This window comes from Kiloniella majae, assembly GCF_002118315.1.
Classification (GTDB): Bacteria; Pseudomonadota; Alphaproteobacteria; order Kiloniellales; family Kiloniellaceae; genus Kiloniella; species Kiloniella majae.
In genome coordinates, this window is the sequence record NZ_MTSZ01000005.1 from 1 (window position 1) to 25,724 (window position 25,724).

Here is a 25,724-nt window from a genome sequence, read left to right on the forward strand (position 1 = left end):
GACTACGCTTTACTCGCTCTTTCTTTGAAGGTCCCATCATAAGTCTCCAATATGTAAACTTATTTCAGGACGCGACAATTTAAACGAGAGAAAGGCCTGCACATCCGCAGGCCTTTTCTTTTATAACTGTATAATTGTTCTAATCACTCAACAGCTTTGCCGATACTTCTTTAGTCAGTTTGGCTGCGACCATTGCGGTCATTCCAACTAAATCCCGATGAGGGTTGAGTTCGACAATATCAGCCCCGATCAGGTTAGCATCAAGTCGGTGCAATGTATTAATCAGATCCCGTACGGACATCCCGCCGGGTTCATGATGCGAAACACCCGGTGCATAGGCCGGATCAAGCACATCCAGATCAATAGATAAATAAAGCGGACCATCAAACTGCAACGCAATATCTCGATGCCAGTCTTTCATGGCAATAATCTCGACCCCAAACTTTTCAGCTTGTTCTTGTTGATGTTTATTCAAAGTTCGAATACCCACCTGCACGAGACGTTTCACCCGTCCAGTTTCCATAGCCCGGGCAAAAGGACAGGCATGACTGTCTCTGTTCCCCTGCATCTCATCATAGAGATCGGAATGGGCATCAAAGTGTAAAATGTTAAGATCAGGATAGCGTTTGCTATGTGCCCTTATCAGAGGACCAGATACTGAATGATCGCCGCCAATACTCAGAAGTCTTGCCCCTGTGGCAATAATCTCTTCTGCGTGCTTTTCGATACATGCAATGGCTGTAGAGGTATCTTCAAATTGTAAATCACCAAGATCTTTGAGACGAGTATCGTTTCCTAAATCATGACCATTTTCACTGGTAAGATTTGCGGCACCACAATGTAAAGCTTCACGCATTCTTTGCGGCCCCATCGCAGGACCAGTCATAAAAGATGAATTGTGATCAATCGGTAACCCCAGCAAAGCCAGATCACCCTGTTTAATGTCGTAAAGATCCATTACCGGCCTCTAAAACTGAATACAGTACTGTCGTTGTTTTGAGATCAGCTTATGCTGTTAAAGAACCAGGTCAAGCCTAGAACAACAATCAAAAAGCACCTAGGAAACACTGCTGAAATACCGGTAAAACATTTGGGAGATACCGTTGATATATCAATCTCGCTCGTCAAAAGGGTCACGAACGAGGGTTTCTCTATATTTGAAATAACAAAAAACCGTTGTACTTAGTCCGGCCCCCAACACCCAAGGGTTTTGAATAAAATACCCCGTCATAATCAACCCCAAAGCCAGAAGAGCAAGAACACATACAGGAGCGTCCGCGCGTTCTCCGCACAAGCCTGTCCAGAACTTACGTTGCTGTAGCAAAATAGTATTGAGGTTACCTGTAATAATTGATGTGCCGAGAAAAAATAAAAAAACGAACCCAATAATACCCGCAACCGTAAACGCCTGTTTAAACAAATCTGACATTCATATCTCCTTGGACGCATTTCCTTGGAAAAACTTATTGTCTTCAATTAAACCTTACGAAAGCTACAGTTTACCTCAAAACGATCAATTTACGAAATTCGGCATGAAAACTGGCGATCAATAAACTCTGTTTTTAGGCAAAGGGATGTTTGGGCGTCATCATCGTATCCGCCAAAAGTAATAAACCAATAATCGCAATTACGATCCCGCCAAGCAAAGAAACATAGCGTCCGAAATAACCGACATGCACGCCCATTTCATCCATGATCTTCATCAACGGGAAACGTATCCCCCGCGCACCAATCGCCAAAAGAGAAACCGTAATACCTGTCCCAAAAGACATCGCAAGCACGGCCGCCAATCCCCCAGCCCAATGTCCAAGAACAAATGCGAGGATAAGAACAAGTAAAGCGCCCGTGCATGGCCTGATACCAACGGCGAGAATGATAGCAATTAAATCACGTCTTCTATGAGGGGTGCCATCAGCTTTTGCATGCTGATGAGCATGGTCCGAAACATGCTGCCCACAGCAAGAATGATGATGTTCTTGAACTTCACCATGATCATGGTCACAACAATCATGAGAATTCCCTCTTATTCCGCGCCAAATAAGAACTAACCCGACAATGGCAACAGCACCGTAACTTAGTGGCTCCATAACATCTTCAATGGCAAGTGATGTACTTCGAACACTTGTTTCCAAAAGAAAATAACAGGTTCCAACAATTAAAATGGCGGTAAATCCCTGAACGAAGGAAGATGCCATCGACAATAAAATTGCGGGCAAAATCTTGGTATCAGTTGTTAGTGTATAGCTGGCGATAACAGCTTTCCCATGTCCTGGACCAAGAGCATGGAAAACCCCGTACAAGAAACAAATCCAGATTAGATAAAGAACCGAATCAAACCCGATACCATCTCCAAGCCCTCTGACTCCTTGGCCTAATAAATCCGAGAAGTTTCTTTGCTGTTGCCTGATCTCGCTCAGGGCAAAATCAATAATAGATTGATCTTCCACTGAAAAAACACTGAGTAATCCGGCAATTCCGGCAAAAAAAAGTACAACGAGGGCAACACCCAATACCGCACTTGATGATCGTCTGTTCTGGTTAGAAATTTTTAACATCTTACTTCGACCGTCTTAGCAAATATTGATCCCAAGTCAGGGTTTTCGGCGACCTCTTCATCACTAAATACCAGATCCGAAAGACTTGTTGTATTCTCTGTATAGTCATCAGGGTGTGTAACGCTATGAGTACAACTACTCAAAGAGGACGGTAGGTAAGATACTGTTTTATCATCAATAAAATCGATCGCAATAAAATAGGACGGATCATACATTTGGACCCGGACAGCAGTCCCTGCCTTAATCGGCTCTTCAAGCTCAAGTTTGAATCTCAACAGAAGGCGATCATTCAAGACGGTACCGTCTGTTATAATTTCTTTTTTGTATCGTAGAGCAAATGCGTCTTCTCTTTTAACCTTTAGAAAATAATCCCATTCCTGAAGGTTTCCAACGGCTTCTTTGGCAAAGGTTAGCAATTCAGGTTTCTCAACCTTGCCACTCTGATCCTGATCCAGATCTGGCAATAAAGAAGCTGTGTAGAGATCGTCAAAAATCCATACCGGTTCCAGAGCAGAGATTTCGCCATCATCATTTCGGTGGATAATAAGCGCAGCATCAACCCAAACATGAGGATGAGATTGCGCGTAGGCAGGATACAATAAAACAAGTAGTAGGAGTGTACGGTATCCCCATTTACAGCCCTGCTTTATCCAACTCATATCCATTAGTTTGCAAGAAATCACTCTAACCTGTTCCTTTAAAGATAACTGTTGCTTTTTAAATCACATAAAATTATGACCGCAAAACGGCATTAGTTATATTATAACATTTCAAAAACACAAGTTACCTGATTCAAGAATACATGTTATCGGAAATGATAAAGTATTCGCGCCCTTATTCCATTGCTTTGGCACGCATTTCAAGCGCTGCGAGTTCGGATGCTTTTGCATAGTTATTTGCTTCTTTTCTATAGGCCACAAAACTATCAAAGATCTCTTTTGCCAAGGAGCTTGTTTCACTAATTTCGCTCAGCGTCTCTTCTGATGCCTTATAAAGTGCCTTCATCACATCATCCGGGAAGCGTCGTAACTCAACTCCCTCTTTTGCCAAAAGTGGTTCAAAAGACTTCACATTGCCATAGGTAAAGTCTGCATAGCTTTCATTGGCTGATGCCATAACAGCGCGCTTAACAATCTCTTTCAAATCATCAGGCAAAGCATCATAGGCGGCTTTATTCACTGTTGCTTCCAATGCAGGGCCAATTTCATGAAATGCCGGCATGTAATAGTAATTAGCAACTTTATAGAGCCCGAATGCAATATCGTTCCAAGGGCCGACCCATTCTGCCGCATCAACAGTTCCAGATTTCATGGCCGCAAAAATCTCACCAGGTGGCATCAAGACAACATTCACACCCAGCTTCCGCATGGCTTCACCACCAAGCCCTGCAATACGCATCTTAATGCCTTGCAAATCTTCCAGACTGTTAATTTCTTTTCGGAACCACCCTCCGGCTTGCGGTCCTGAAGATCCGGCATAAAAGGGTAAAACCCCAAAGGGTTCATAAGCCTTCTGCCATAGATCTTGCCCACCTCCGAAGTAAAGCCATCCGGTATACTCGGCAACACTCAGACCAAAAGGGACGCCCGTGAAGAAATGAAAGGCCTTGTCTTTCCCCTGCCAGTAATAAGGCGTTGCATGCCCCATCTGGGCGACACCATTTGATACGGCATCAAAAACTTCAAAAGGAGGGACCAACTCTCCACCAGCAAAAACATCAACCCGCAAGCGACCACCGGACATTGTCGTAATCATCTCGGCTAAACGTTGGGCATTCATCCCTACGCCGGGTGAATTCCGTGGCCAACTCATCGCCATTTTCCAGGTAATCGTATCTTGAGCCTGAACAATTGCAGGGGCAGCAAGTGTCGCTGCGCCAGCCGTGACCAAAGTCCCAAGGGCTTGTCTTCGTCCTAAGACCTTAGCTTCCTGATCTTTATTTGTACGGATCCCTGTCGTTATCTTTTTGTCGGTCATAGTGGCCCCCATAATTTATGTGAAAAACCACTTTACCTTCTCCCCTATAAGACGCAATGCCCGAGAAGATCATCGCACAAAAATAACTTCGCCCCAGCTCAGGAATGCAGACGTTTTAAACCGAAGATGAAACTGAGGACTGTTCTGGTTCCAGAAAAAGAATTGTAAAGGTTGCAATAACAAGCATCCCTGTTGATGCCAGTAAACAAGCCTCAAGTCCGGCATACTGAAAGATCAGCCCGGAAAGCAGCGTTCCGACAAGACGACCTATCGCATTGGCCATGTAATAAAATCCAACATTCAGCGCAACTTTGTCTGAATCAGAACAGGCAACAATCAGATAAGAATGCAGAGAAGAATTAACGGCAAAGACAAAGCCGAAAACGAGCAAGCCAACCAGAAGAAAAGCGCCAGAAAAAGATAAATCCCGCCACAGGACGGCAGCAATCACGGCAGGTAACAGAGCTAACACAGCCCCCCAGAACCGCGCAGCCACGATCCCGGAACGAGGGTCTTTTACTTTTTTGGTAAGTTTTGGCACCAGCGCCTGAACAATACCATAGCCAATGACCCAAAGTGCCATGAAGGCCCCGACTTCATCAAACGACCAGCCAAGAGTAGAATAGAGGAAAACTGGCAATCCAACCACAAACCACACGTCTCTCGCTGCAAAGAGGAAAATTCTCGCAAAGGACAAAATATTTATGGCCCTGGACTTTGAAAAGAGCTCCTTGGTACGGATTTTCTGTTTTGCCTTTCCCAGGTCAACCTTAACCACCAGCGACGTAGCCCCGAGAACAATGACTAACCCCAAAGCCATTAAAAGTAGAGAATTTTCAAACCCGACCCATTCCAATAAAACGCCACCAAGTAAAAAGCCAAGACCTTTGAGAGCGTTTTTAGAGCCAGTTAAAATAGCGACCCATCGGAACAAAGTCCCTTTGTCTTCCCCATCATCTTTCGCCACAAGTTTAACAGCAGATTTAGAGCTCATCTTCGTCAGATCTTTGGCGACACCTGACAAAGCCTGTGCCCCCATGACATAGATAATCGAAAAGTCGATCGACCAATCGGCGCATAATTGAGAGAGTAATCCCAGAGCCACAATTTGGGTGATCAGACCTAAAAATAGCGTCAGCCGAAGGCCAAACCGCGCCGCAATCCAGCCCCCAACAAAGTTGGTTACAATCCCCATCGCCTCGTAAAGCAAAAACAGATAAGCCAAATCAAGTGGAGTAAACCCAAGACGATGGAAGTGCAGTAACACCAGCATGCGCAGGGCACCATCTGTCAGGGTAAACCCCCAATAGGCAGCTGTTACAGCACCATAACTCCGTAAATCAGACATTGAATTTACCCGTCACATCAAATCCCATCAATTCAGGCCTATGGCAGACCTAGTTCCTGATCACTTGCCTCAATGAAGATCACGGCTGATCATAGACAATAAATCTGCCATGCGATTCACATATCCCCATTCATTATCATACCAGGCATAAATCTTGAGATGACGCTTATCCACTACCATCGTGCTGGGGCCATCAATGATTACAGAGCGAGGATCATTGACAAAGTCAGTAGAGACAAGGGGTCGGCTTTCAAACCCGAGAATATCCTTTAACTCACCATCTGCTGCTAGCTGAAAAAGTTGATTAACCTCTTCCGCTGTTGTATCCCGCGCCAGCTCAAAGACACAATCGGTCAGAGAAGCATTTAACAGGGGGACCCTTACTGCGTGACCGTTTAATTTCCCTTTTAATTCCGGGTAGATCATCGTAATCGCAGTTGCAGAGCCCGTCGTCGTCGGGATCAAAGAATTAAGTCCGGATCGGGCTCGGCGTAAATCCTTGTGCGGCGCATCAACCATGACCTGTGTATTGGTAACATCGTGAATGGTTGTAATGGATCCACGTTCAATACCCAAAGCTTCATGGATTACCTTAATAACAGGGGCAATACAGTTCGTTGTACAGGATGCAGCGGTTAAGATGTCATCCTTGGCGGGGTCATAAAGCGTTTCATTAACACCATAGACTAAATTAGGTACCCCTTCGGACTTTACCGGGGCAGCCACCAGAACTTTTTTCACCCCTTCATCAAGATAGGGTGTCAGAACATCTGTGCTTTTAAATTTACCCGAACATTCAAGCACCACATCAACGCCACGATCAGCCCAACCGACATGAGAAATGTTTTTTTCTTCAGAAAAACTCACCGCCTGCCCTTCGATGATGATGTTATCCCCCTCGACATTGATGGCTTTATCCCAATGGCCGTGGACAGTATCAAATTCCAACAGGTGCGCCGCGCACTCTACGCCACCGCTGATTTCATTGATATGGACAATGTCGATATCTTCTATGTCCCACGCAGCCCGCAGTACAAGTTTCCCCATACGGCCAAAGCCATTGATACCTACACGTACTGCCACTGTTTTGATCCTTCCAGGCTGAAGATAAATCGCGTACAAACATTATTTCGAAAATATTCGAAATACATTATAAAGCAAATGAATTTTTCATGACGTTTCACATTAAAAAACAAGCGCAAAAGGAAACGTCAAAAATCATTAAATCTAGATATAAATTATTGAAATTAGAACCCGCAGGATTCTCTATCGACAATAATCCATGCTTTTTGAGTTAAGCTATTGTAGCAACCGTTATTCCAGATGCCACGTATTTCACCTCTGTCAGGATAGGACATTGTCCCTTGTCCATTCGGAACGTCGTTAGTCCATTCTCCTGAATATTTTTTCTTTTTCTTAGTCCATGTATAAGTTCCTTGTCCGTGAGCCTGTCCATTATACCAGTCGCCAGTGTAGGTGTTTCCATTCTGATAGGTTATCGTGCCATGACCTTGCTGTACCCCATTAACCCAGTTACCGTCATAAGTCCAAAGCCCAACTATACCAAGAATACCTTCTCCATGGCTTTTCCCCTTCTTTAAAAATCCCCCATAAATTATATTTAATGGCTTCTTTTGTTTATACCAAACCGCGACACCACTTCCTGCTGCATAGCCATTTGAGCAAGAACCATCCCAAGATATAGATACATTGTCGATGGGGATATTATTCCATATTTTACAGTTCTGTTGATTGGTTTCCACCCAATGGCCTTTTCGATATGAAGCCATGAAACTGACGTTTACCAGAAGGTTTGCCTTACCAATTGTTGACAAGGAGATCGTTTGATCACTCATCCTATGAACGACAGTACCAGATGCAAATTTAAACGATAAATTTTCATGAGCAGATAAAGCTAAATGCGGAAACATTATCAAGGCCATATATAAAGTCATAAAGCTTCCAATAAGCTGATTCATACGCGTGGATATTTAGAGCATTTTAATTCATAACGATTATATGAATGCCCTATGAAAACTAAAAAAACTGTTAAACCGAACTGCGGTTATACGGCACCAATCAACCTCCATTAGCAGAACAAAAGCACCATAAACAAAACTTGTTGGTGTCTCTTGCTGGCTTCTGACATCATCACCGTAATGAGCTTAGAAAAATAAGCCACAAGTACGTCAGCAAATATCCGGAAACCTAATATGCCTTCTCTCAATACTCTTAATGCCCGGTACGATATCCTTTTTGAGCCGATTAAAATCGGCCCCGTTACAATGAAGAACAGGTTTTATCAGGTACCCCATTGTAATGGATTAGGCTACGCCCGCCCGCAAAGCCTTGCCGCAATGCGTGGCATCAAAGCAGAGGGTGGCTGGGGGGCCGTCTGCACAGAAGAGGTGGAAATTCATCCCTCTTCCGAAATTTCCCCCTATATTGAAGGACGGCTCTGGGATAAATCTGATATTCCGGCTCACCGACTCATGACATCCGCTGTCCACGCGCATGGTGCAATTGCGGGTATAGAGCTTGTTCACAATGGGTTTCATGCCCCCAACAGAACATCGCGACTGGCCCCAATGGCTCCGTCTCCTATGCCCGTCGATGCCTATGACCCTGTACATGCACGTGCGATGGATTTAACTGACATCAAGAACTTTCGAAAATGGTATCGTCAGGCAGCCCTGAATGCGCGCGAGGCAGGCTACGACATTGTCTATGTCTATGCCGGTCACTGTATGACAACCCTTATGCATTTTATGCTGGAGCGCTTTAATCACCGAAATGATCACTACGGTGGTTCTCTTAAAAATCGTGTCCGCCTGACCCGTGAAGTTATCTCTGAGGTAAAAGAGGCCGTTGGTGATGATTGTGCCATAGCCTTTCGTTTTGCCGTTGATGAACTTATGGGCAAACACGGCATGACCTCGGAAGGCGAAGCACAAGAAGTCGTTGGACTTCTGGCCGAGCTGCCGGACCTTTGGGATGTGAACATCAGTGGTTGGTCACATGATTCGTCAACCGCGCGTTTCGAACCGATCGAAGGCTATCAGGAGAAATATACATCTTTTGTAAAGTCTCTGACGACAAAACCCGTTGTTGGCGTGGGGAGGTTCACTTCACCAGATGCCATGGTTTCTCAAATCAAACGCGGTGTCCTTGACCTCATCGGGGCTGCACGACCCTCAATCGCCGATCCTTTCTTACCAAACAAAATAGCCCAGGGGCGTATAGATGAAATACGCGAATGCATAGGGTGCAATATCTGTGTTAGCGGCGACAACCTCAGTGTCCCTATTCGCTGCACTCAAAATCCAACTATGGGCGAGGAATGGCGCCGCAAGTGGCATCCGGAAAAAATCGCACCCAGGGCATCAGACAGCTCTGTACTTGTTGTTGGTGCGGGTCCATCAGGGCTTGAAGCAGCCTTGCAACTCGCCAACAGAGGTTATCAGGTCACCTTGGCAGAGGCAGGAAAAGATCTTGGTGGGCGAGCAACAAAAGAAAGCCAACTCCCCGGCCTATCAAGCTATGCCCGTGTCCGTGACTATCGTGTCAATCTTCTCTCTCAAATGGCGAATGTAGAAATTTACAAAGATAGTTCGCTTGATCTAAACGCCATATTAGATTTTGGCTTCCCTCATGTCTTGCTTGCTACGGGCTCTCATTGGCGCCGTGATGGCACTGGTCGATATCATCAGTACCCCATTCCGGGGCTAGACACCATGTCGAGCTTTACCCCCGATGATATAATGAATGGAGAAACCCCCACAGGACACATTGTCATATTTGATGATGATCACTATTACATGGGCGGCGTGCTCGCCGAAAAACTTATCAACGCCGGAAACAAGGTAACCTTGGTTACACCCGCGGCAAAGGTATCGGCATGGAGTGAATACACGCTTGAACAAGAAAAAATACAGGCAAAACTTATCAATCTTGGCGTGGAGCTTATCACAAATCAGGCCATATCACATGTGACTGAGAACAAGATTGAGCTATCCTGTACCTACACAGGAAAAACCAAAAGCATCCAAGGTGATAGCTTATTACTAGTAACCGCTAGGCATACCAATGACACTTTGTTCCATCAGCTGGAAAGCGATCCTGACAGGTTAAACCAAGCAGGAATCAAAACCTTGGAAGTCATTGGAGATGCCTATTCCCCGGGTTCTTTGGCATCCGCAGTTTACTACGGCCATCTAGCCGCAAGATGCCTGGAGGGCGAAAGCTGGGACGCGGCTCTATTTGAGGGGGAAAGACCGGGCTTGATTTCCTAACATCAAGCCTCAAGCACACATCCGCATATCAGAATGGCCAGGGCTATCGCCTGACACGTCCATTGATTTAACAGTGTAACGTACGGAATTCACTGTAAAAATCTCGTTGATTTTGCCCGCAAGGATATAAGCACGTTGCTGTGACAGTTTCTCAACGGTAACGGCAATAGCTTGTGTACCGTCCGGATTGCTATCAGCTTTCACATTGCATGGTGTCGCCCCAATCAAGGCAAAGTATTCTAATACCCGCAACAATGTATTGGGTTCGCTCATTGCAATGATATCAAACTCGACCCGCATATTTTTACTTGTGTTTTCTGATGTTGTTTTTGGCACAGAAATTCATCCCGCTTACGATCACTCATTTATTCACTTAAGGCTAAGACCGCTATCTTTGCCCTGATACAACCACTATCACAGAAGGAAGCAGGTATTTCTTCCCCAATGCCCCTTGGAAGTGTTATTATTCGAAACAATATCTCTATAAATTAAATATCATCAGGAAAAATGACCACAAAATTAGATAATCTCGACATTCGTATCCTTGAACAGTTACAAAAAGACGTAACCATTCCAGTAACCGAGCTTGCCGAAAAATTAGGATCATCAAAATCAGTTTGCTGGCGCCGCATTCAGCGTTTACTTGACGAAGGCGTGATCAAGGACCGCGTCGCCATCATAGATCAGAAAAAAATTGGTCTCGGCGTAACCGTTTTTGCCCAAGTCAAAATGCACCATCACGTAAAGGACGCCTTGCCAGATTTTGTAAAGGCGGTACAAAAATTTCCACAGGTTATTGAATGTCATACCCTGATGGGCAGCGTTGATTTCTTGCTAAAGATCATCGTTAAGGATATTGAGGATTATGAGCGCTTCTTTTGGCAAGACCTATCGCAAATCGAAGGCGTTCAGGAAATCAGTTCTTCAACAGCCCTGACCCGTTTTGTCGATACCACCAGCCTTCCTCTTGATCATCTTTATCTTGAGGGTAACCAAGCCGACTGAGCCTATCCGCATTCCAGAGTAATTACCGGACAAGTGCCAGCATCGCGATGAAAGTACAGCATGAGCAAAGCGATAACCCCATCTGGTGGAGACCAGCCCGTTGGACTGATAGATTACAGCGTGCTGGCGATGATTTTTATTCTTTGGGCATTGAACTACATCGCGATCAAAGTCAGCGTAAACGATTTTCCTGTTTGGACCGCCTTGGGTATCCGCTTCAGCATCATCGTCGCTCTCTTGGTACCCTTTGTTAAATTTCCCAAGGGACAATTCCGCTCATTATTGCTAATCAGTGCTGCACTTGTCCCTGGTCATTTCGGATTACTCTTTTGGTCGATCCAGAATACAGCCAGTGTCGGAGCAATCTCTGTAATCATACAACTCGGTCCCGCCTTCTCAGTATTACTCGCATGGATTTTCTTCAAAGATACGCCCGGCATCAAACGCATTAGCGGCTTGACCATTGGCTTCATGGGCATCGTCTTCCTGTTTTATGAACCAACTTTCTTCGACACTCTTGATGCCCTAATTGCCGGAGTTGGGTCTGCATTTTTTATGGGCACATACATGGTTTTGGTTCGCGGGAAAAATCAGATCTCGCCGCTTGCGATTATTTGCTGGTCTTCTGCCCTGGGTATCCCTTTCTCCTTTGGCATGGCTCTCACTTTGGAAGCACCAATCCCGGAGACACTACAAAATGCAAGTACTGAAAGTTGGTTGGGCATTGCCTATGCAGCAATAGCGTCAAGTATCATCGCTCATGGTTCCTGGGCATGGATGTTACGGCGTCAACCGATCTCTTTTCTCGCCCCCTTAACACTGATAGTCCCTGTGCTGGCTGTCTTCGCAACAGTAACTGTGTTTGACGAACCCCTAACTTTGCATATGGTTATTGCCGGGCTGATTGTACTTGCTGGTATAGGGCTGATCACCATCTCCAAAGCTTATAAATAAGCAACAAATATGCCCCTAATAAGTAGCCATATCTTCGAGCAACCAGGATGTAAATGCCCTAATATGTGGCACCTCCTTATGTTCTTGCCGACAGACAATTCCCCATCCACCAGGGGCCTTTGCAACATGGTCAACGGGCTGCATCAAACGCCCCGCTTTTAGATCATTGTCCGCAAAGGGACCATTAACCATAGCCACCCCTTCCCCATCCAGCGCCATTTCCAAGGCTATTGCCACGGTATCAACCGCGATTGAGTTACGGGATACTTCCGCAAATATTCCAAGAGACTGGAACCATTCTTCCCAATGATCATCTGCTGTATAGACCTTTAGGAGGGGTAAGTTCAGCAACTCTTCGGCGGAAATTTTACTCCCCTTTTCTTTAACAAGATCAGGGCTACAGACAGGAATAAGCTCTGCACCAAACAAAGGGATCCAATGCAGATGCTTTGCGACAGGGACCGGGCTATAGATAATCCCTACATCTTCATTTATTTCATCAAACGTTCCATCAAGAATACTGGATGTTATCTGAACATCCAGATCCGGGTGTGCCATCCGAAATCGAGACATCCGCCTCGCCAGCCAGCGAATAGATAGGGTCACAAAGGCCTGAACGCGTAACTTTTGAGCTTGCCCGCTACACCGAAGAGCTTCCGAAGAATAAATCAGCTGTTCAAGAATACTTCTCACCACAAGGTAAAATTGCTGCCCTTCGGTTGTTAGCTTTACACCACGCCCATCTCGTTGAAATAATTCAACATTTAAATCTTCCTCCAGAACTTTAATCTGATGACTGATTGCTGTATGCGTCAGATTTAATTCACCCGCAGCGCCCCTGAAACTCAAAAGCCTCGCAGCAGCTTCAAAGCCTTTTAAAGCTTTTAAAGGGGGCAGTTTTTTTAAGTCAATCTGTCCAGTCATCACGACCTCATTACAAAACCAATCAGATAGTAGTCACACAGCACATAAATAATTGGAATATTTTTTAAACCAATTGGAGTAAAAACATCAATTGCGATTTTTTTTTGATAGGCCCATTGTTGATCAAACAAGAACGATAAAAGTCATCAATCAGCAAAGTTCATTGAGGCCAAAATGAAAATTACCGAGTTAAAAACATTTGTTGTCGGCAATCCTCCTCCTCATTTTGGTGGCAAGTACTGGATTTTTACAAAGCTCACAACTGACTCCGGTATTGAAGGGATCGGCGAAGTTTATTCCGTCCCCTTCCACCCCAGAGTTGTCGAGGCCATGATTGATGACATGTTCTCTCGACATGTCGAAGGTATGGACCCTTTTAAAATCGAAACACTCTGGCGTCGGGTTTACTCCGGCGGTTTCACACAGAGAACTGATATTTCGACAATGGGTATTCTAAGTGGCCTAGAAACAGCTCTTTGGGATATTATTGGTAAAGCTCTGAACAAACCTGTGTATGAGCTTCTGGGCGGACAGGTCCATGAAAAGCTGAGATCCTACACCTATCTCTATCCACAAGACGGAGATACAACAGACGTTTACATGGATGCTGATCTGGCGGCTGAACGTGCGGCGGATTATGCAAAACAGGGTTTTACGGCTGTTAAATTTGATCCTGCAGGGCCTTATACTGCATTTGATCCTCGGCAGCTTTCTTTGGAAGAGTTGGACCGCTCGGAAGAATTCGCTCGGAAAATTCGTGAAGCAGTTGGAAATAAATGTGATCTCCTGTTTGGCACCCATGGCCAAATGACCGCTGCCGGGGCAATCCGATTGGCAAAACGTTTAGAGCCTTATGACCCATTATGGTTTGAAGAGCCGACGCCACCAGATAATCAGGAAGAAATGGCCAAGGTAGCACGAGGCACATCTATTCCTGTTGCAACAGGAGAGCGTCTGGCAACAAAATATGAATTCCAACGCGTACTACAAAGCGGTGCTGCTTCTATCCTTCAGTTTGCGCTGGGACGAGTTGGTGGCATTCTTGAAGCCAAGAAAATTTCAGCCATGGCAGAAGCAAGCTATGCACAAATAGCCCCACATCTCTACTGTGGCCCTATTGAAGGCGCTGCGAATGTGCAGATCGGTGCCTGTAGTCCGAATTTCCTTATTCAGGAAAGCATCCAACAGTGGCAGGGCTTTCATTCTGAAATTTTGAAAAAGCCCATGGTTTGGGAAGACGGCTATATTATCCCGTCCAAAGAACCCGGGATCGGTGTCGAGTTAAACGAACAGGTAGCTGAGGCTAATCCCTATACCGGGAAGGCCTTGCATCTAGACATGCATCCAGACCCTGTCTGAGCTCAAAGCCTAGATTAAAAAAACTTAACAAAATAAGCATCAGCCCTAACTTTTGGAGGCTGAGCATTAAGGGAGCGCGCATAATGAAAATTGGTTTTATCGGCTTGGGAAGCCTTGGTGAGCCACTGGCAATGAATCTTGTCACAGCAGGTTGTGACGTCACAATAACGGATCTCAACAAAGAAACAGCTCGTCGCTTACTCGAGGCTGGCGCCAAATGGTCCGATAATGTCGCCGGAACCTGTAGGGATGCCGAGATCGTTATTACTGCCCTTCCATCCCCGGCAGCATCAAGAGCTGTGGTCGAAGGTGATGATGGCGTCTTCGACAATCTCTCATCCGGGGCTACCTGGATAGAAATGAGCACCACAGATTTTGAAGACCTGCAACGCCTGACTGATCTGGCAAAAACAAAGGGCATTGATGCTCTGGAATGTCCTGTAACGGGTGGAGTCCACAGAGCACATTCTGGTTTGATTACAATTTTGGTCGGCGGCGAGGAAACCATTTACGAAAAAGTCAAACCTGTGCTGAAAATCATGGGTGGCGAAATCCTCTACATGGGTCCAACAGGTCATGCGACAGTCGTGAAAGTCGTGACCAACATGCTTGCTTTCATCAATCTTGTGGCCGCGAGTGAAGGTATGATGCTCGCCCGCAAATATGGTGTCGATATGGATGCCATCTGGAAAGGTATTCGCCACAGTTCTGGCAATTCTTTTGCCCATGAAACTGAATCAAAGCTCATCCTTAGTGGTAGCTACAACGTCAACTTCCCTATTGATCTGGTTTTAAAGGATCTGGGTCTTGCTCAGGGTATCGCTGATAAAACAGGCGTTCCACTGGAACTCGGGAGCGTTACCCAGCAAATCTACCGTCGGGCAAAGGGACTTTTTGGGGGCGATGCTCAGTCACCAGAAGTTGCCAGAATGATTGAACAGGCGTGTGGCATAGAGATGCGTGCAGAGGGTTATCCTGTCGAGTTGACCGAAGAAAATGCCGGGTAATCTCCCAGATAATCTTCCCCGATAATCCCACTGGCTAGCCCTACGAGATAATTGATAGGTTGATGATCAGATGACTTTAGATGATTTAAAGCTTCTAACCAAAGAAGATTGGATAAACAAAGCCACTGCCTTAAAACTTGAAACGCGTCTGTTCATCGACGGAGATTATTGCACTTCCCATAAAGGTGAAGAGCTGGAAACAATCAATCCTGCGAATGATACGCTCCTCGCCCGAATGTCCGCCGGCACAGAAGAAGATATTGATCTCGCGGTCGCCTCAGCAAAAAAAGCGTGGGATGATGGACGGTGGCGACACATGCCGCCGCGCCATCGGATGGATATCCTCTCTCGCTTTGCTGATTTGATAGAAAAAAATGCCGGAGAACTGGCCTTACTGGAAAGCATGGACATGGGTAAACCCATATCTGATGTCCTCAACATTGATCTCCCACAGGTTATTCTCACCTTTAAATATTTCGCAGAATGCATTGATAAAATAGAAGGCTCAGTCACAAATACAGTTCACGAGGCTCTGCATTATATTCAACACGAACCGCTGGGCATTGTTGGGGCAATATCCCCCTGGAACTACCCCCTTCTGATGGCAACATGGAAAGTAGCACCCGCTTTGGCAGCAGGTAACTGTGTGGTGCTCAAACCCGCAGAACAGGCCCCGTTGAGTTGCCTTCGTCTAGCCGAATTTTTTGTGCAAGCTGGTGGACCCTCGGGTGTCTTTAACGTTGTTAATGGCCTTGGTCCCGTTGCAGGTAAAGCCCTTGCGCTCCATAATGATGTTGCAAAGATCACCTTTACCGGATCAACCACCGTCGGCAAGTTGATGCAAGCTTATTCCGGGCAGTCAAATCTGAAACGGGTTTCTCTGGAATGTGGCGGGAAAAGCCCTCAGATATTCATGCCTGATTTAAAAGATATGAATAAGGCAGTCGATTGTGCTCTTATGGGTATTTTTGATAACACCGGACAAGTCTGTAATGCCGGATCAAGACTACTCGTACACGAAACAATCCGGGATGAGTTTGAGGCCGTATTCATTCAACGCAGCAAAGAAGCATATCAACCCGGTGATCCCTTAGATCCCAAAACAACCATGGGCCCTATGGTTAGTAAAAATCAGCGCCAGAGTGTCCTTGATAAAATAAATCATGGTATAGCCGAAGGGGCAAAGGCGACCCTTGGCGGAGCAGTCCCAGATGCTTACCCAACAGGCGCCTATATTGCCCCGACACTCCTTAGTAATGTCACCTCAAATATGAGCCCAGCCAGAGATGAAATTTTTGGGCCCGTTGCGTCACTTATCACCTTCAAAGATGAAACCGAAGCGATCCAAATCGCCAATGACAGTATCTATGGTCTCGCCGCCAGCGTCTGGACACAAGATGTCACGGCAGCCAATCGTATGGTGAAATCATTGGAAGCGGGTGTGGTTTGGGTCAACTGCTTTGGGGATGGCGATATGACACAGCCTTTTGGCGGTTATAAACAGTCTGGAAATGCAAGAGACAAGTGTTTCGCCAGCTTGATGAGCTATACTCAAAGTAAATCAACCTGGTTTGATTTGAGTTAAAAAATACCAGCTTCCAGCCCAGCTGCCATCAACATACCAAGTTCTTCACACTGGTCTTCAAAATCGGGCTTATAATCACCTCGGCAGATCAAGGCGTCTTCCTGCACAGGATTCCAGCGTAAGCCCGTTATAATCGTTTCAACAGCTCGTTTGGTACCGGTTCCGTCATGTCCGGCTCTGATATAAATACCATAGGGCAATCCCTGCTTAACCTCTAAACAAGGATAATAGATACGATCAAAGAAATCCTTGAGAGCACCACTCATATAGCCCAAATTTTCTGTCGTTCCCAATATAATACCATCTGCCAACAAGACATCTTCTGCATCCGCCTCAAAAGGCGTTCGCACCACCACATCTATTCCCGTGATGTCGGGACTCTTCGCACCCTTTATCACCGCATTACGCAGAACCATAGTATTCGGTGAAGGAATATGTGCGACAATCAGAAGACTTTTATTCATAAAGCAAAATCTTAAAAGGGATGACTACACTTATTGTTCTAAGAACAGTAGGATAACATTAATTACCTCATTTTCAGATTAAATTTCGAAAGCTCACATAAATATGTCCCAGCAAAGTACATCTCACGAGAATAAAGTCGTCTTAATTACAGGTGCGACCAGCGGTATTGGCCTAGCAACAGTCGAAAAACTCAAAGATGTTGGTTACCGTCCCGTTTTAACCGGACGCAATCCTGACAAAGTCAAATCTTGTGCCGAAAAATTAAACATACCCGGCTATCAACTGAATGTTGCAAGCGAAGAAGATTGCACACGGATCATTGAAGCCGTAGAGCAAGACATCGGGCCAATCTGGGGGCTGGTTAACAACGCAGGTATTTGGCTGGAAGGTTCTTTTGAAGACTATAGCGCTGCTGATATCCGCACTGTTATGGAGACCAACACTCTTGGTACTATGTTCATGACACACGCAATATTACCCAACATGCTAAGTCGAAAAGCAGGCGCAATTATCAATGTTGTTTCCACAGGTGCTCTCTATTGTCGTAAATCAATTTCCGTCTATGCCGGAAGCAAATGGGCCATAAGAGGCTTTACGGGCTGTATGGAAGTTGAATGCGCACCGAAAGGTGTTCGTGTAATGGGGTTTTATCCGGGAAAAGTTGATACCAATATGTATTCAACTGCCGGGATAGACAGGGATTTGGAAGTTGCAATGACACCCGGCGACGCAGCCAGCATGATCGAACGCATGCTCACAGACGAAAAAATTCTGTGGGGACACATATCTGGCCGCAGCATTAATGACTATCAATAAATTCAATATTTTCCACTACTATAAAAGGCCTCGAAACCATTTTCGAGGCCTTTTGTTCATGTCATCGATTAAGACCGATTAGATAATCGCTGCACGCACCTTCGCGGAAACCATTTCACTGAGAATCACAGCAGCAAAAATAACCAACAGAATTAAGGAGACCTGCGGCCACGCCAGAACATTAAGAGAGGATTGCATCTGCAAACCAATTCCCCCGGCCCCGACCAACCCCAGTACCGTTGATTCACGGATATTGATATCCCAACGGAAAACGGAAATACCTGCAAAGGATGGCATAATCTGTGGCACAATCGCATAGGCCATAACCTGCCACCGGCTCGCCCCAGTTGCGGTTATTGCTTCAACCTGTTTTTCGTCAATCTCTTCGATTGCTTCGTACAACAGCTTGGCGCAAAACCCAATGGATCGTAGAGCAATGGCAATGGTTCCAGCAAAAATACCGGGGCCAATAATCGCCACCAACAACAAAGCCCAGATTAATGAATTGATTGAACGCGAAGATACGATGATTAATAGAGCTGGCGCCCGACACAACTTTTGATGCGGAGTCGTGTTCCGTGCGGCCATAAAGGCCACAGGTACCGCAATAATCAACGACAGAACAGTCCCAATCGTTGCAATATTAATTGTATCCCAAAGCGGTTTCCATAACTCGTTGATATAGGACCACTTGGGAGGCATTGCCCGTCCACCGATATCACCAGCAATACGCGGGGCATCCAGAACAAAGAACCAGGTTGTGGCTTCTGAAATTGTTTGCCAGCAATACATAATTACAGCAACCGTAACAAAATACACAAACCACCGTGTTAACTGGGCATTTCGATCACGAACAGCCCAGATTTTCTGACCATTTTTGTTGATAGATACAGCCATTATTGTAACCTCGCCCGAATAACGCCCGAGAGATATTCAAGGAACATAACAATCACAATAATCATAATGATGATGGCCGCCGCCGTATCAAATTCGTAACGATCAAACGCCGTGTTCAAGGTCGCACCAATCCCCCCGGCACCCACAAGACCCAGAATGGCAGATTCACGAAAGTTGATATCCAGCCTGTACATAGACAACCCGATCAACCGCGGCATGACCTGTGGCTGAATGCCATAGGTAACCCACTGCCACCAGCTAGCTCCTGTCGCTTTAATCGCTTCCGCCTGTGACCTATCCGTATCTTCGATATCTTCCGCAAGCAATTTTGCAAGAAAGCCAATTGTTGCAAAAGACAACGTTACAAAGCCTGCAAAAGGTCCAAAACCAAAGATTGCGACCAAAAGAATCGCGACAATGATTTCATGCAATGCACGAGAAATCGCAATAACCCCACGACAGACGAGATAAACAGGTAAAGGCGCGATATTCCGTGCTGCACCAAGGCCGATAGGAATGGAAATCAGAATACCGCAAGCTGTCGAGGTTATCGTCATGATCGCAGATTCAGCCATGCCATCAATTATATCTGACTTTCTACTTAAAAAATCCGGCTTCGAAAAAGCAAGAATGAATTGCCAGCCACGGTCCAGTCCTTCGTAGACACGTGCCCAATTTACATCAAACGAGCCAAATGCCAACACGAGATAGATCAAGCACCCGGAAATCAATCCCCACCGCATCAGGGGATTTTTGATCATCGGGGGTTTTCGCCATTTGCGCGAAGCAGTCATAGAAGCGTTCATGCAACAGCCCCCTGTTCTGCCTCATCATCCTCATCTATCGCTTCGATGGTTGCTTCCCAGTCTTCTTCACCGTAAATTTCGGTCAAAATATCGGGCTTAAGTTGATCAGGAGGACCATCATAAACGACTTCGCCAAAGCGTAGGCCAATAACCCGTTGAACAAACATCTGTGCCAAGGCGACATCGTGAATATTGATAATTGCAGCAAGATTACGTTCTGCACAGAGTTCACAAATCAGCCGCATGATCTGACGTGATGTTTTTGGATCAAGAGAAGCTGTCGGCTCATCCACGAGCAATAACTCAGGGTCTTGGATCAATGCGCGGGCGATACCAACACGCTGTCGCTGACCACCAGACAGCTCATCAGCACGTTTATCCGCCATGTGATCCAGCCCAACCCGTTCTAATAAACGGAATGCTTCATCAACATCGCTCTGGGGGTATTTACGTAAAAAAGAACGCCAGAAACCGACATACCCCAAACGCCCGGAAAGAACATTTTCCATCACGGTCAATCGCTCAACCAGCGCATACTCCTGGAAAATCATTCCCATACGCCGTCTTGCTTGACGCAATGCGCCGGAACCGAGTTTTGTCAGCTCTTTACCATTGAGGATAACACTACCCGATGTTGGTTCTACCAAACGGTTTATACAGCGGATCAAAGTACTTTTCCCCGCACCGGATGGTCCGATTAACGCAACAACCTGTCCCTTGGGAATCTCAAGTTCCACGCTCTTGAGAGCCATATCACCCGTTGCATACTGCTTGGTAAGTTTATTCAGGTGTAACATGCTATTTGCCTGTCATATCAATAACACACCCGACACCTTGGAGGTGTCGGGCTGTTGTAAAAAAATTCAAATATTCTTGTTACTTACAGGCGTAAGAAACATTGTTAGCCGCATCAATTTTGCGAATAACATCCCAGAATTTTTTGTAGGTCATTGGTATGAACTGGCTTTCTTTGGATTTCTTAAACTCTTTTTCCAAAGATGACCCTGCCCATTCAAAACTAAAGAACGCATCTTTAATTTTGTCCTGCAGTTCCGGCTTCAGATTATAAGCCACCCCAAAGCCTGTTGTCGGGAATGTCTGTGATTTGTAAATCGTTTTAACCTGATCTTCCTTAATCACATCCCGTGAGATCATACGAAACTTCACTGAGTTTGCGATCGAAGCTGCGATATAATCTTTATTAGCAACACCAAGAATAGAGTTATCGTGTTTTCCAGAGAAGGTCGCTTCAAAGTCGCGATCTTTTTCCATATCAAAGTCAGCTTTCAGGATGGCTGATGGCGCCTTAAACCCAGAATTTGATGTGGGTGATGTAAAGGCCAAAGCTTTGCCCTTCAAATCCTGAACTTTTTCAACACCGCTGCCCGGGTATGTAATGATTTCCATTTCATAGCCAAAGCTGCCGTCTTCTCGTGCCATAATAGTAAAAGGACTGAAACCGGCACAGTTCACTGCAAGAGGGTTAGATCCAGTGTTAAAGCCCGCGATATGAAGGCGTCCCGACCGCATCGCTTCGATCTGGGCAGCATTGGATTGGACAGGGAAGAAAACAACGTCTTTCCCGGTTTTTTCTTCCAGATAGTCAAGAAAATCAGACCATGCCTCTTTATAAACGGCAGGATCTTCGACAGGTGTATAAGCAAAAATCAATGTGTCCGGATCAAGTTGTTTCGCTGGATCTGTCGGTGTGTCGGCAATCATGTCGCCGTCAACATCACAGAAACGCGTATCCAGATCTCCACGTGCACAGTCTTGAGCTGTCGCAGTTGATACGTTCACAGAAAGACAGGCTAGCACACTGGCGCAGCCAAAAAGAATGTCCCGAAGTTTCATCAATACCTCCCTTAGTATTGTATCGCCCATTGGTCTATTTCGTAAGAACATGCTCTACATCGGAACACGCTCTTATGAGGTGACATAATTGAAGATGAGTTTATTTTTTGTTTTTCCTCACCCAATAGTTTCAATTGAAGCACAATATACTTTCATTTGAAACATGGTTTTCACAAAAATTATAAATCTCTGTTGAATTAAAGGGTAAGTCCTATGAAAAATTCACTTAAGCTGAAACAGTACTAATCAGTGGACAAGAAATCATCAGATAACGATGCGTGACCATCACAAGAGATGCTTGCAGCATGAGAGTTTTAAATTCCTGTTGCACCAAGTACGCCCACACCAACAACACAACCATAAGCTTCTTGATCTACTTTTTAAGACTAAATGCCAAAAATTATTCAAGAGATAGATTCTTGTTAAAAATGATGTTTACAAAAGAGTTTCGCATCTTACTTTTATATTTTCCTACTAGCCTAGATATTCTTTAAATCTCTAAAAATTGTATTTTTTTCACGAGCTTTATTTTATAAATAGCCTCCTATTTATTTATTTTTTCTCTTAAAAAACAAATAAATAAAGAACGAAACAAAAATAAATTTTCACGCCCAAAACATTACCTCTACATTTTATGCATATGTTCTAAAGCACCCTATGAGCGTTACGAAAATGAAACGTCCCTTTCAACGCCACAAACACGCTTAATGGCTTATTAAGGAATCCAGACCACACTCATAGAATGCATTTTGTACGGGTATGCATATTTTCATCAGTACGGTTTGAAATTGTTTCCTTAACTTCAAGGGGTATTTCAGCACTATGAAATTGGAAGTATCCGACCAAACGGCGACAATCGAATTAGCGCCTAGTTTGGATATATTTGTTGCAGAAGAGTTGCTCGCTTTATTTGTTGATGCCGACAATAGAAGCCTCGACCTGAACATTAATGCCGGAGGTGTGGAAAAAGCCTCCACCGCATGCCTACAGATTATTCATTCCGCTGCAGTCAGCTGCATAGAAGCAGATCGTACTTTTCAGATCGCAGAGGCTTCTGATGCTTTGGTTACAGCTTTTAAAGATCTGGGCCTTTATTCAAAAATCACCATGCGGAGCTAGAAAAATATGGGGTTAAAAGTTTTAACAGTAGATGATTCAAAAACGATGCGGGACATGGTCTCCTTCACACTCAAAGGTGCAGGACATAATGTCATTGAAGCCGCAGACGGTTGTGAAGCCCTTCGTGTTCTTGGCGGTGACCGTGTTGATCTGGTCATAACCGATGTAAACATGCCGAACATGGATGGCCTGACACTTTGCAAAGAAATACGATCTAACCCAACACACAGGCTGACACCGATTTTGGTCCTGACAACAGAATCAGATGGTAACAAGAAAAACGAAGGCCGAAGTGTCGGCGCAACAGGCTGGATTGTGAAGCCATTTAACCCAGAGAAGTTGCTCCAGGTAGTCAATAAGGTTTGCCCATAAAGCAAACCAACCAGGTGAGTTGCTCGCACCACTCACCCAAAGTCCTGAAATAGAGTTTGGTACAGGAAGCTGTCATTTAATCGCCGATCTACGATGTTGTCGTAAAAAGGGGGAAAAGTGAGTACCAATGATTTTGACCTTGATCAGTTCAAAGCAACTTATTTCGAAGAATGCGCTGAACTGCTTATAGATGCAGAAACAAGACTTGCTGACCTACAACACAGCCCTGAAAATGTTGACGCAGAGGATCTGAATGCGATCTTTCGTGTTGTTCATTCTGTAAAGGGCGGTGCTGGAGCTTTTAGCTTCGATCAACTCGTTGGTTTTGCGCACATATACGAAGCCCTTCTTGATAGAATGCGCCAAGGTGAAATCCAGATAACCGAAGATATCGTAACGCTTTTGCTTTCAGCCAATGATATTTTGACAAATCTCATCCAAGCGGCACAAAACGATATTACGGTACCCGAAGAAGATTTTATTGATGTCAAAAACAAGCTGAACCTTCTCGCGTTTGATCAACCTGTTAACTCTTCAACTGAAGAAGGAGAGACAGAAACAACAATATCCGAGGAGAAAAGCACAAAAAAATATATCATTTCGTTTAATCCCAAGCCCGAACTTTTACAACATGCAAACGAACCTCTTCTCCTTGTCCGAGAGATGAAAGCCCTTGGGGAATTGACAACCATAGTTAACACTGATCGCTTACCCTCCATTCAAAAAATCATCTCAGATGAGGCATATTTTTCATGGGTTTTCGAACTGGTTTCTGATTGCAGCCTTACAGACGTCGAAGAAGTGTTTGAATTTGTCACAGAAGATTGTGATCTGGACATAAAAATAGAAGACGAAACACAAAAGCCGGAAGACGTTTCATCTCAACCAACCTCAGCGCCCCCAATAGAAGACAACTCGACAAAAACACTGGAAACGACGAAGAAACAAGCTGTTGAAGCAATGCAGGCGCCAACAATTCCAACGCCAGCAACAGTAGGAAAACCAACTCCGACAGGTAATAGCCAAGCTTCTCAACGCGTATCTTCCATCCGGGTGGAGCTGGATAGAGTGGACCGTCTGGTCAACATGGTTGGCGAACTCGTCATTACACAAGCAATGTTACGTCAACAGGTTGACAACCTGCCACCAGAGCTAGCCGCCTTCATGGCCAAGGGCTTTGAAGATTTAGGGATGCACACAAGGGAAATCCAGGAATCTGTTATGGCTGTTCGTATGCAGCCCGTGAAGTCCGTCTTCGCGCGTATCCCAAGATTAGTCCGAGAACTCGCTTCCAAACTAGGTAAAAAAGTCGAACTGGAAACGTCCGGGGAACATACCGAAGTTGATAAAACAGTTATTGAGCAGCTCTCTGATCCTTTAACCCATATGATCAGAAACTCTTTGGACCATGGGATTGAAGAAACGCCGGAAGACCGCAAAAAAGCAGGAAAACCAGAACTTGCGACTGTCACGCTATCCGCTGAACATCGATCCGGACGAATTCATATTATTGTGACCGACGATGGCCGTGGTATCAACCGCGAACGGGTTAGGGCCAAGGCGATAGAAAAGGGGATCATCAATGTTGATGAGAACCTTTCTGATGAGGCTATTGATGACCTTATATTCAGTCCCGGATTTTCAACCGCAGAAGAAGTAACCGACGTTTCTGGCAGAGGTGTTGGTATGGATGTCGTGCGCCGAAACATCAGTAACCTCGGTGGACGTATCTCCGTACAGTCTACGCCAGGGAAAGGCACCAAATTCATCATGTCTCTTCCCCTCACCCTTGCGGTATTGGACGGTATGGTCGTCGCTATCGGGAAAGAGAAGTTCATTATTTCGCTCACCGCAATCATTGAAAGTCTGCGTCCTGCCAAGACAGAGCTCCACAACCTTTCAAATGGAGCAGAGGTTGTCTCTTTACGCGGTGAATATATACGCCTGGTCAGGCTACACCGACTATTCAACATTCCCGGCGCGCAAAAAGATCCAAGTCAGGCACTAGTCGTTGTTGTTGAAATAGAAGGCGGGAAACAAGTTGGCATTTTGGTCGATGAACTGCTGGGCCAACAACAAGTTGTTATCAAAAGCCTGGAAGAAAACTACGACCCTGTTGACGGAATATCAGCCGCAACAATCCTTGGAAACGGCATGGTTGCTCTCATTCTAGATGTGGACGGTCTGGATGCTATGGCAAGACAAGCAAGTCACAAGCAAAACACTGATGATGAGATAGATAATCAACCCGACTTATTAACCACAGATACCGACGAAGAAAAATCAACAACAACAAATCAACTGGCGAATTCTCGACCTGAAGATCAAGAGGCACTTACCAACAAAGCCACTGAAGAGAAAACGCAAAGATACGAAGTAATGGAGTAAA

General features: G+C 45.3%; 25 protein-coding genes. 10 read left to right on the plus strand and 15 right to left on the minus strand.

Annotated features, from left to right (window positions below):
• Positions 1–139 precede the first annotated feature (139 nt).
• The 8 genes from speB to BKB51_RS14565 all read right to left on the minus strand — a co-directional run bounded on the left by speB (position 140) and on the right by BKB51_RS14565 (position 7,835).
• Entirely contained in the window at positions 140–958 is an 819-nt protein-coding gene (speB, locus tag BKB51_RS14530; RefSeq protein WP_085901844.1) for an agmatinase, read from the minus strand.
• Between the two features lie 153 nt (positions 959–1,111).
• Positions 1,112–1,429 carry a hypothetical protein gene (locus tag BKB51_RS14535; protein ID WP_085901845.1) on the minus strand — a complete coding sequence of 106 codons (318 nt, stop codon included), beginning with the start codon at positions 1,427–1,429 and terminating at the stop codon, positions 1,112–1,114.
• Between the two features lie 133 nt (positions 1,430–1,562).
• Entirely contained in the window at positions 1,563–2,555 is a 993-nt protein-coding gene (locus BKB51_RS14540) for a nickel/cobalt transporter (protein ID WP_085901846.1), read from the minus strand.
• Positions 2,549–3,238, minus strand: a complete 690-nt coding sequence (locus BKB51_RS14545) for a DUF1007 family protein (RefSeq protein ID WP_125911849.1) — start codon at positions 3,236–3,238, stop codon at positions 2,549–2,551. Before BKB51_RS14545 ends, BKB51_RS14540 begins: the two co-directional genes overlap by 7 nt.
• Positions 3,239–3,389: 151 nt before the next feature.
• Complete coding sequence (locus BKB51_RS14550; RefSeq protein WP_085901848.1) at positions 3,390–4,532, minus strand: TRAP transporter substrate-binding protein; 1,143 nt, start codon at positions 4,530–4,532, stop codon at positions 3,390–3,392.
• 115 nt (positions 4,533–4,647) lie between these two features.
• The gene (gene arsJ / locus BKB51_RS14555) at positions 4,648–5,880 is read right to left on the minus strand and encodes an organoarsenical effux MFS transporter ArsJ (protein WP_085901849.1); all 1,233 of its coding nucleotides are present in this window, start codon (positions 5,878–5,880) and stop codon (positions 4,648–4,650) included.
• Between the two features lie 69 nt (positions 5,881–5,949).
• Positions 5,950–6,963, minus strand: coding sequence for an ArsJ-associated glyceraldehyde-3-phosphate dehydrogenase (locus BKB51_RS14560; RefSeq protein ID WP_085901850.1), 1,014 nt, complete (start codon positions 6,961–6,963; stop codon positions 5,950–5,952).
• 164 nt (positions 6,964–7,127) lie between these two features.
• Positions 7,128–7,835 carry an MORN repeat-containing protein gene (locus BKB51_RS14565; RefSeq protein WP_158090244.1) on the minus strand — a complete coding sequence of 236 codons (708 nt, stop codon included), beginning with the start codon at positions 7,833–7,835 and terminating at the stop codon, positions 7,128–7,130.
• Between the two features lie 258 nt (positions 7,836–8,093).
• Between BKB51_RS14565 and BKB51_RS14570 the strand changes: the two genes are divergently transcribed.
• Complete coding sequence (locus BKB51_RS14570; RefSeq protein ID WP_085901852.1) at positions 8,094–10,172, plus strand: FAD-dependent oxidoreductase; 2,079 nt, start codon at positions 8,094–8,096, stop codon at positions 10,170–10,172.
• 9 nt (positions 10,173–10,181) lie between these two features.
• On the opposite strand, the gene BKB51_RS14575 is transcribed toward BKB51_RS14570, so the two are convergent.
• On the minus strand, positions 10,182–10,508 hold the full coding sequence (locus tag BKB51_RS14575) for a hypothetical protein (protein ID WP_085901853.1): 327 nt from the start codon (positions 10,506–10,508) through the stop codon (positions 10,182–10,184).
• Between the two features lie 171 nt (positions 10,509–10,679).
• On the opposite strand from BKB51_RS14575, the gene BKB51_RS14580 reads away from it, so the two are divergent.
• Complete coding sequence (locus BKB51_RS14580; RefSeq protein WP_085901854.1) at positions 10,680–11,177, plus strand: Lrp/AsnC family transcriptional regulator; 498 nt, start codon at positions 10,680–10,682, stop codon at positions 11,175–11,177.
• A 60-nt stretch (positions 11,178–11,237) separates the two neighbouring features.
• A complete protein-coding gene (locus BKB51_RS14585) occupies positions 11,238–12,131 on the plus strand; it encodes a DMT family transporter (RefSeq protein WP_085901855.1) in 894 nt (297 codons plus the stop codon).
• Between the two features lie 15 nt (positions 12,132–12,146).
• Here the strand turns inward: BKB51_RS14585 and BKB51_RS14590 are convergent, their stop codons facing one another.
• Positions 12,147–13,055, minus strand: coding sequence for a LysR substrate-binding domain-containing protein (locus BKB51_RS14590; RefSeq protein ID WP_085901856.1), 909 nt, complete (start codon positions 13,053–13,055; stop codon positions 12,147–12,149).
• 174 nt (positions 13,056–13,229) lie between these two features.
• Between BKB51_RS14590 and BKB51_RS14595 the strand changes: the two genes are divergently transcribed.
• The 3 genes from BKB51_RS14595 to BKB51_RS14605 all read left to right on the plus strand — a co-directional run bounded on the left by BKB51_RS14595 (position 13,230) and on the right by BKB51_RS14605 (position 17,006).
• The gene (locus tag BKB51_RS14595) at positions 13,230–14,414 is read left to right on the plus strand and encodes a mandelate racemase/muconate lactonizing enzyme family protein (protein WP_085901857.1); all 1,185 of its coding nucleotides are present in this window, start codon (positions 13,230–13,232) and stop codon (positions 14,412–14,414) included.
• A gap of 80 nt (positions 14,415–14,494) precedes the next feature.
• On the plus strand, positions 14,495–15,421 hold the full coding sequence (locus tag BKB51_RS14600) for an NAD(P)-dependent oxidoreductase (protein ID WP_338066543.1): 927 nt from the start codon (positions 14,495–14,497) through the stop codon (positions 15,419–15,421).
• A gap of 70 nt (positions 15,422–15,491) precedes the next feature.
• Entirely contained in the window at positions 15,492–17,006 is a 1,515-nt protein-coding gene (locus BKB51_RS14605) for an aldehyde dehydrogenase (RefSeq protein WP_085901859.1), read from the plus strand.
• Here the strand turns inward: BKB51_RS14605 and BKB51_RS14610 are convergent.
• The gene (locus BKB51_RS14610; protein WP_085901860.1) at positions 17,003–17,470 is read right to left on the minus strand and encodes a flavodoxin family protein; all 468 of its coding nucleotides are present in this window, start codon (positions 17,468–17,470) and stop codon (positions 17,003–17,005) included. The two genes, BKB51_RS14605 and BKB51_RS14610, sit on opposite strands and share 4 nt — an antisense overlap.
• A gap of 103 nt (positions 17,471–17,573) precedes the next feature.
• Between BKB51_RS14610 and BKB51_RS14615 the strand changes: the two genes are divergently transcribed.
• Complete coding sequence (locus BKB51_RS14615) at positions 17,574–18,287, plus strand: SDR family NAD(P)-dependent oxidoreductase (protein WP_085901861.1); 714 nt, start codon at positions 17,574–17,576, stop codon at positions 18,285–18,287.
• A gap of 78 nt (positions 18,288–18,365) precedes the next feature.
• Here BKB51_RS14615 and phnE (BKB51_RS14620) read toward each other — a convergent pair whose 3' ends face one another.
• From phnE (BKB51_RS14620) to phnD, 4 genes are all read right to left on the minus strand, one after another.
• Positions 18,366–19,184 (minus strand): phosphonate ABC transporter, permease protein PhnE, encoded by an 819-nt coding sequence (gene phnE / locus BKB51_RS14620; RefSeq protein WP_085901862.1) that lies wholly within the window; start codon positions 19,182–19,184, stop codon positions 18,366–18,368.
• Positions 19,184–19,990: a phosphonate ABC transporter, permease protein PhnE gene (phnE, locus tag BKB51_RS14625; protein ID WP_085901863.1), complete on the minus strand. Its 807-nt coding sequence runs from the start codon at positions 19,988–19,990 to the stop codon at positions 19,184–19,186. The genes phnE (BKB51_RS14620) and phnE (BKB51_RS14625) overlap by 1 nt, the downstream gene beginning before the upstream one ends.
• Positions 19,987–20,787 (minus strand): phosphonate ABC transporter ATP-binding protein, encoded by an 801-nt coding sequence (phnC, locus tag BKB51_RS14630; protein WP_085901864.1) that lies wholly within the window; start codon positions 20,785–20,787, stop codon positions 19,987–19,989. The genes phnE (BKB51_RS14625) and phnC overlap by 4 nt, the downstream gene beginning before the upstream one ends.
• A gap of 79 nt (positions 20,788–20,866) precedes the next feature.
• The gene (phnD, locus tag BKB51_RS14635) at positions 20,867–21,844 is read right to left on the minus strand and encodes a phosphate/phosphite/phosphonate ABC transporter substrate-binding protein (protein ID WP_085901865.1); all 978 of its coding nucleotides are present in this window, start codon (positions 21,842–21,844) and stop codon (positions 20,867–20,869) included.
• Between the two features lie 822 nt (positions 21,845–22,666).
• Between phnD and BKB51_RS14640 the strand changes: the two genes are divergently transcribed.
• The 3 genes from BKB51_RS14640 (at position 22,667) to BKB51_RS14650 (ending at position 25,723) form a co-directional block, all read left to right on the plus strand.
• Positions 22,667–22,963, plus strand: coding sequence for an STAS domain-containing protein (locus BKB51_RS14640; protein WP_085901866.1), 297 nt, complete (start codon positions 22,667–22,669; stop codon positions 22,961–22,963).
• Positions 22,964–22,969: 6 nt separating this feature from the next.
• The gene (locus tag BKB51_RS14645) at positions 22,970–23,335 is read left to right on the plus strand and encodes a response regulator (protein WP_085901867.1); all 366 of its coding nucleotides are present in this window, start codon (positions 22,970–22,972) and stop codon (positions 23,333–23,335) included.
• 117 nt (positions 23,336–23,452) lie between these two features.
• Complete coding sequence (locus tag BKB51_RS14650; protein ID WP_085901868.1) at positions 23,453–25,723, plus strand: chemotaxis protein CheA; 2,271 nt, start codon at positions 23,453–23,455, stop codon at positions 25,721–25,723.
• Position 25,724 lies beyond the last annotated feature (1 nt).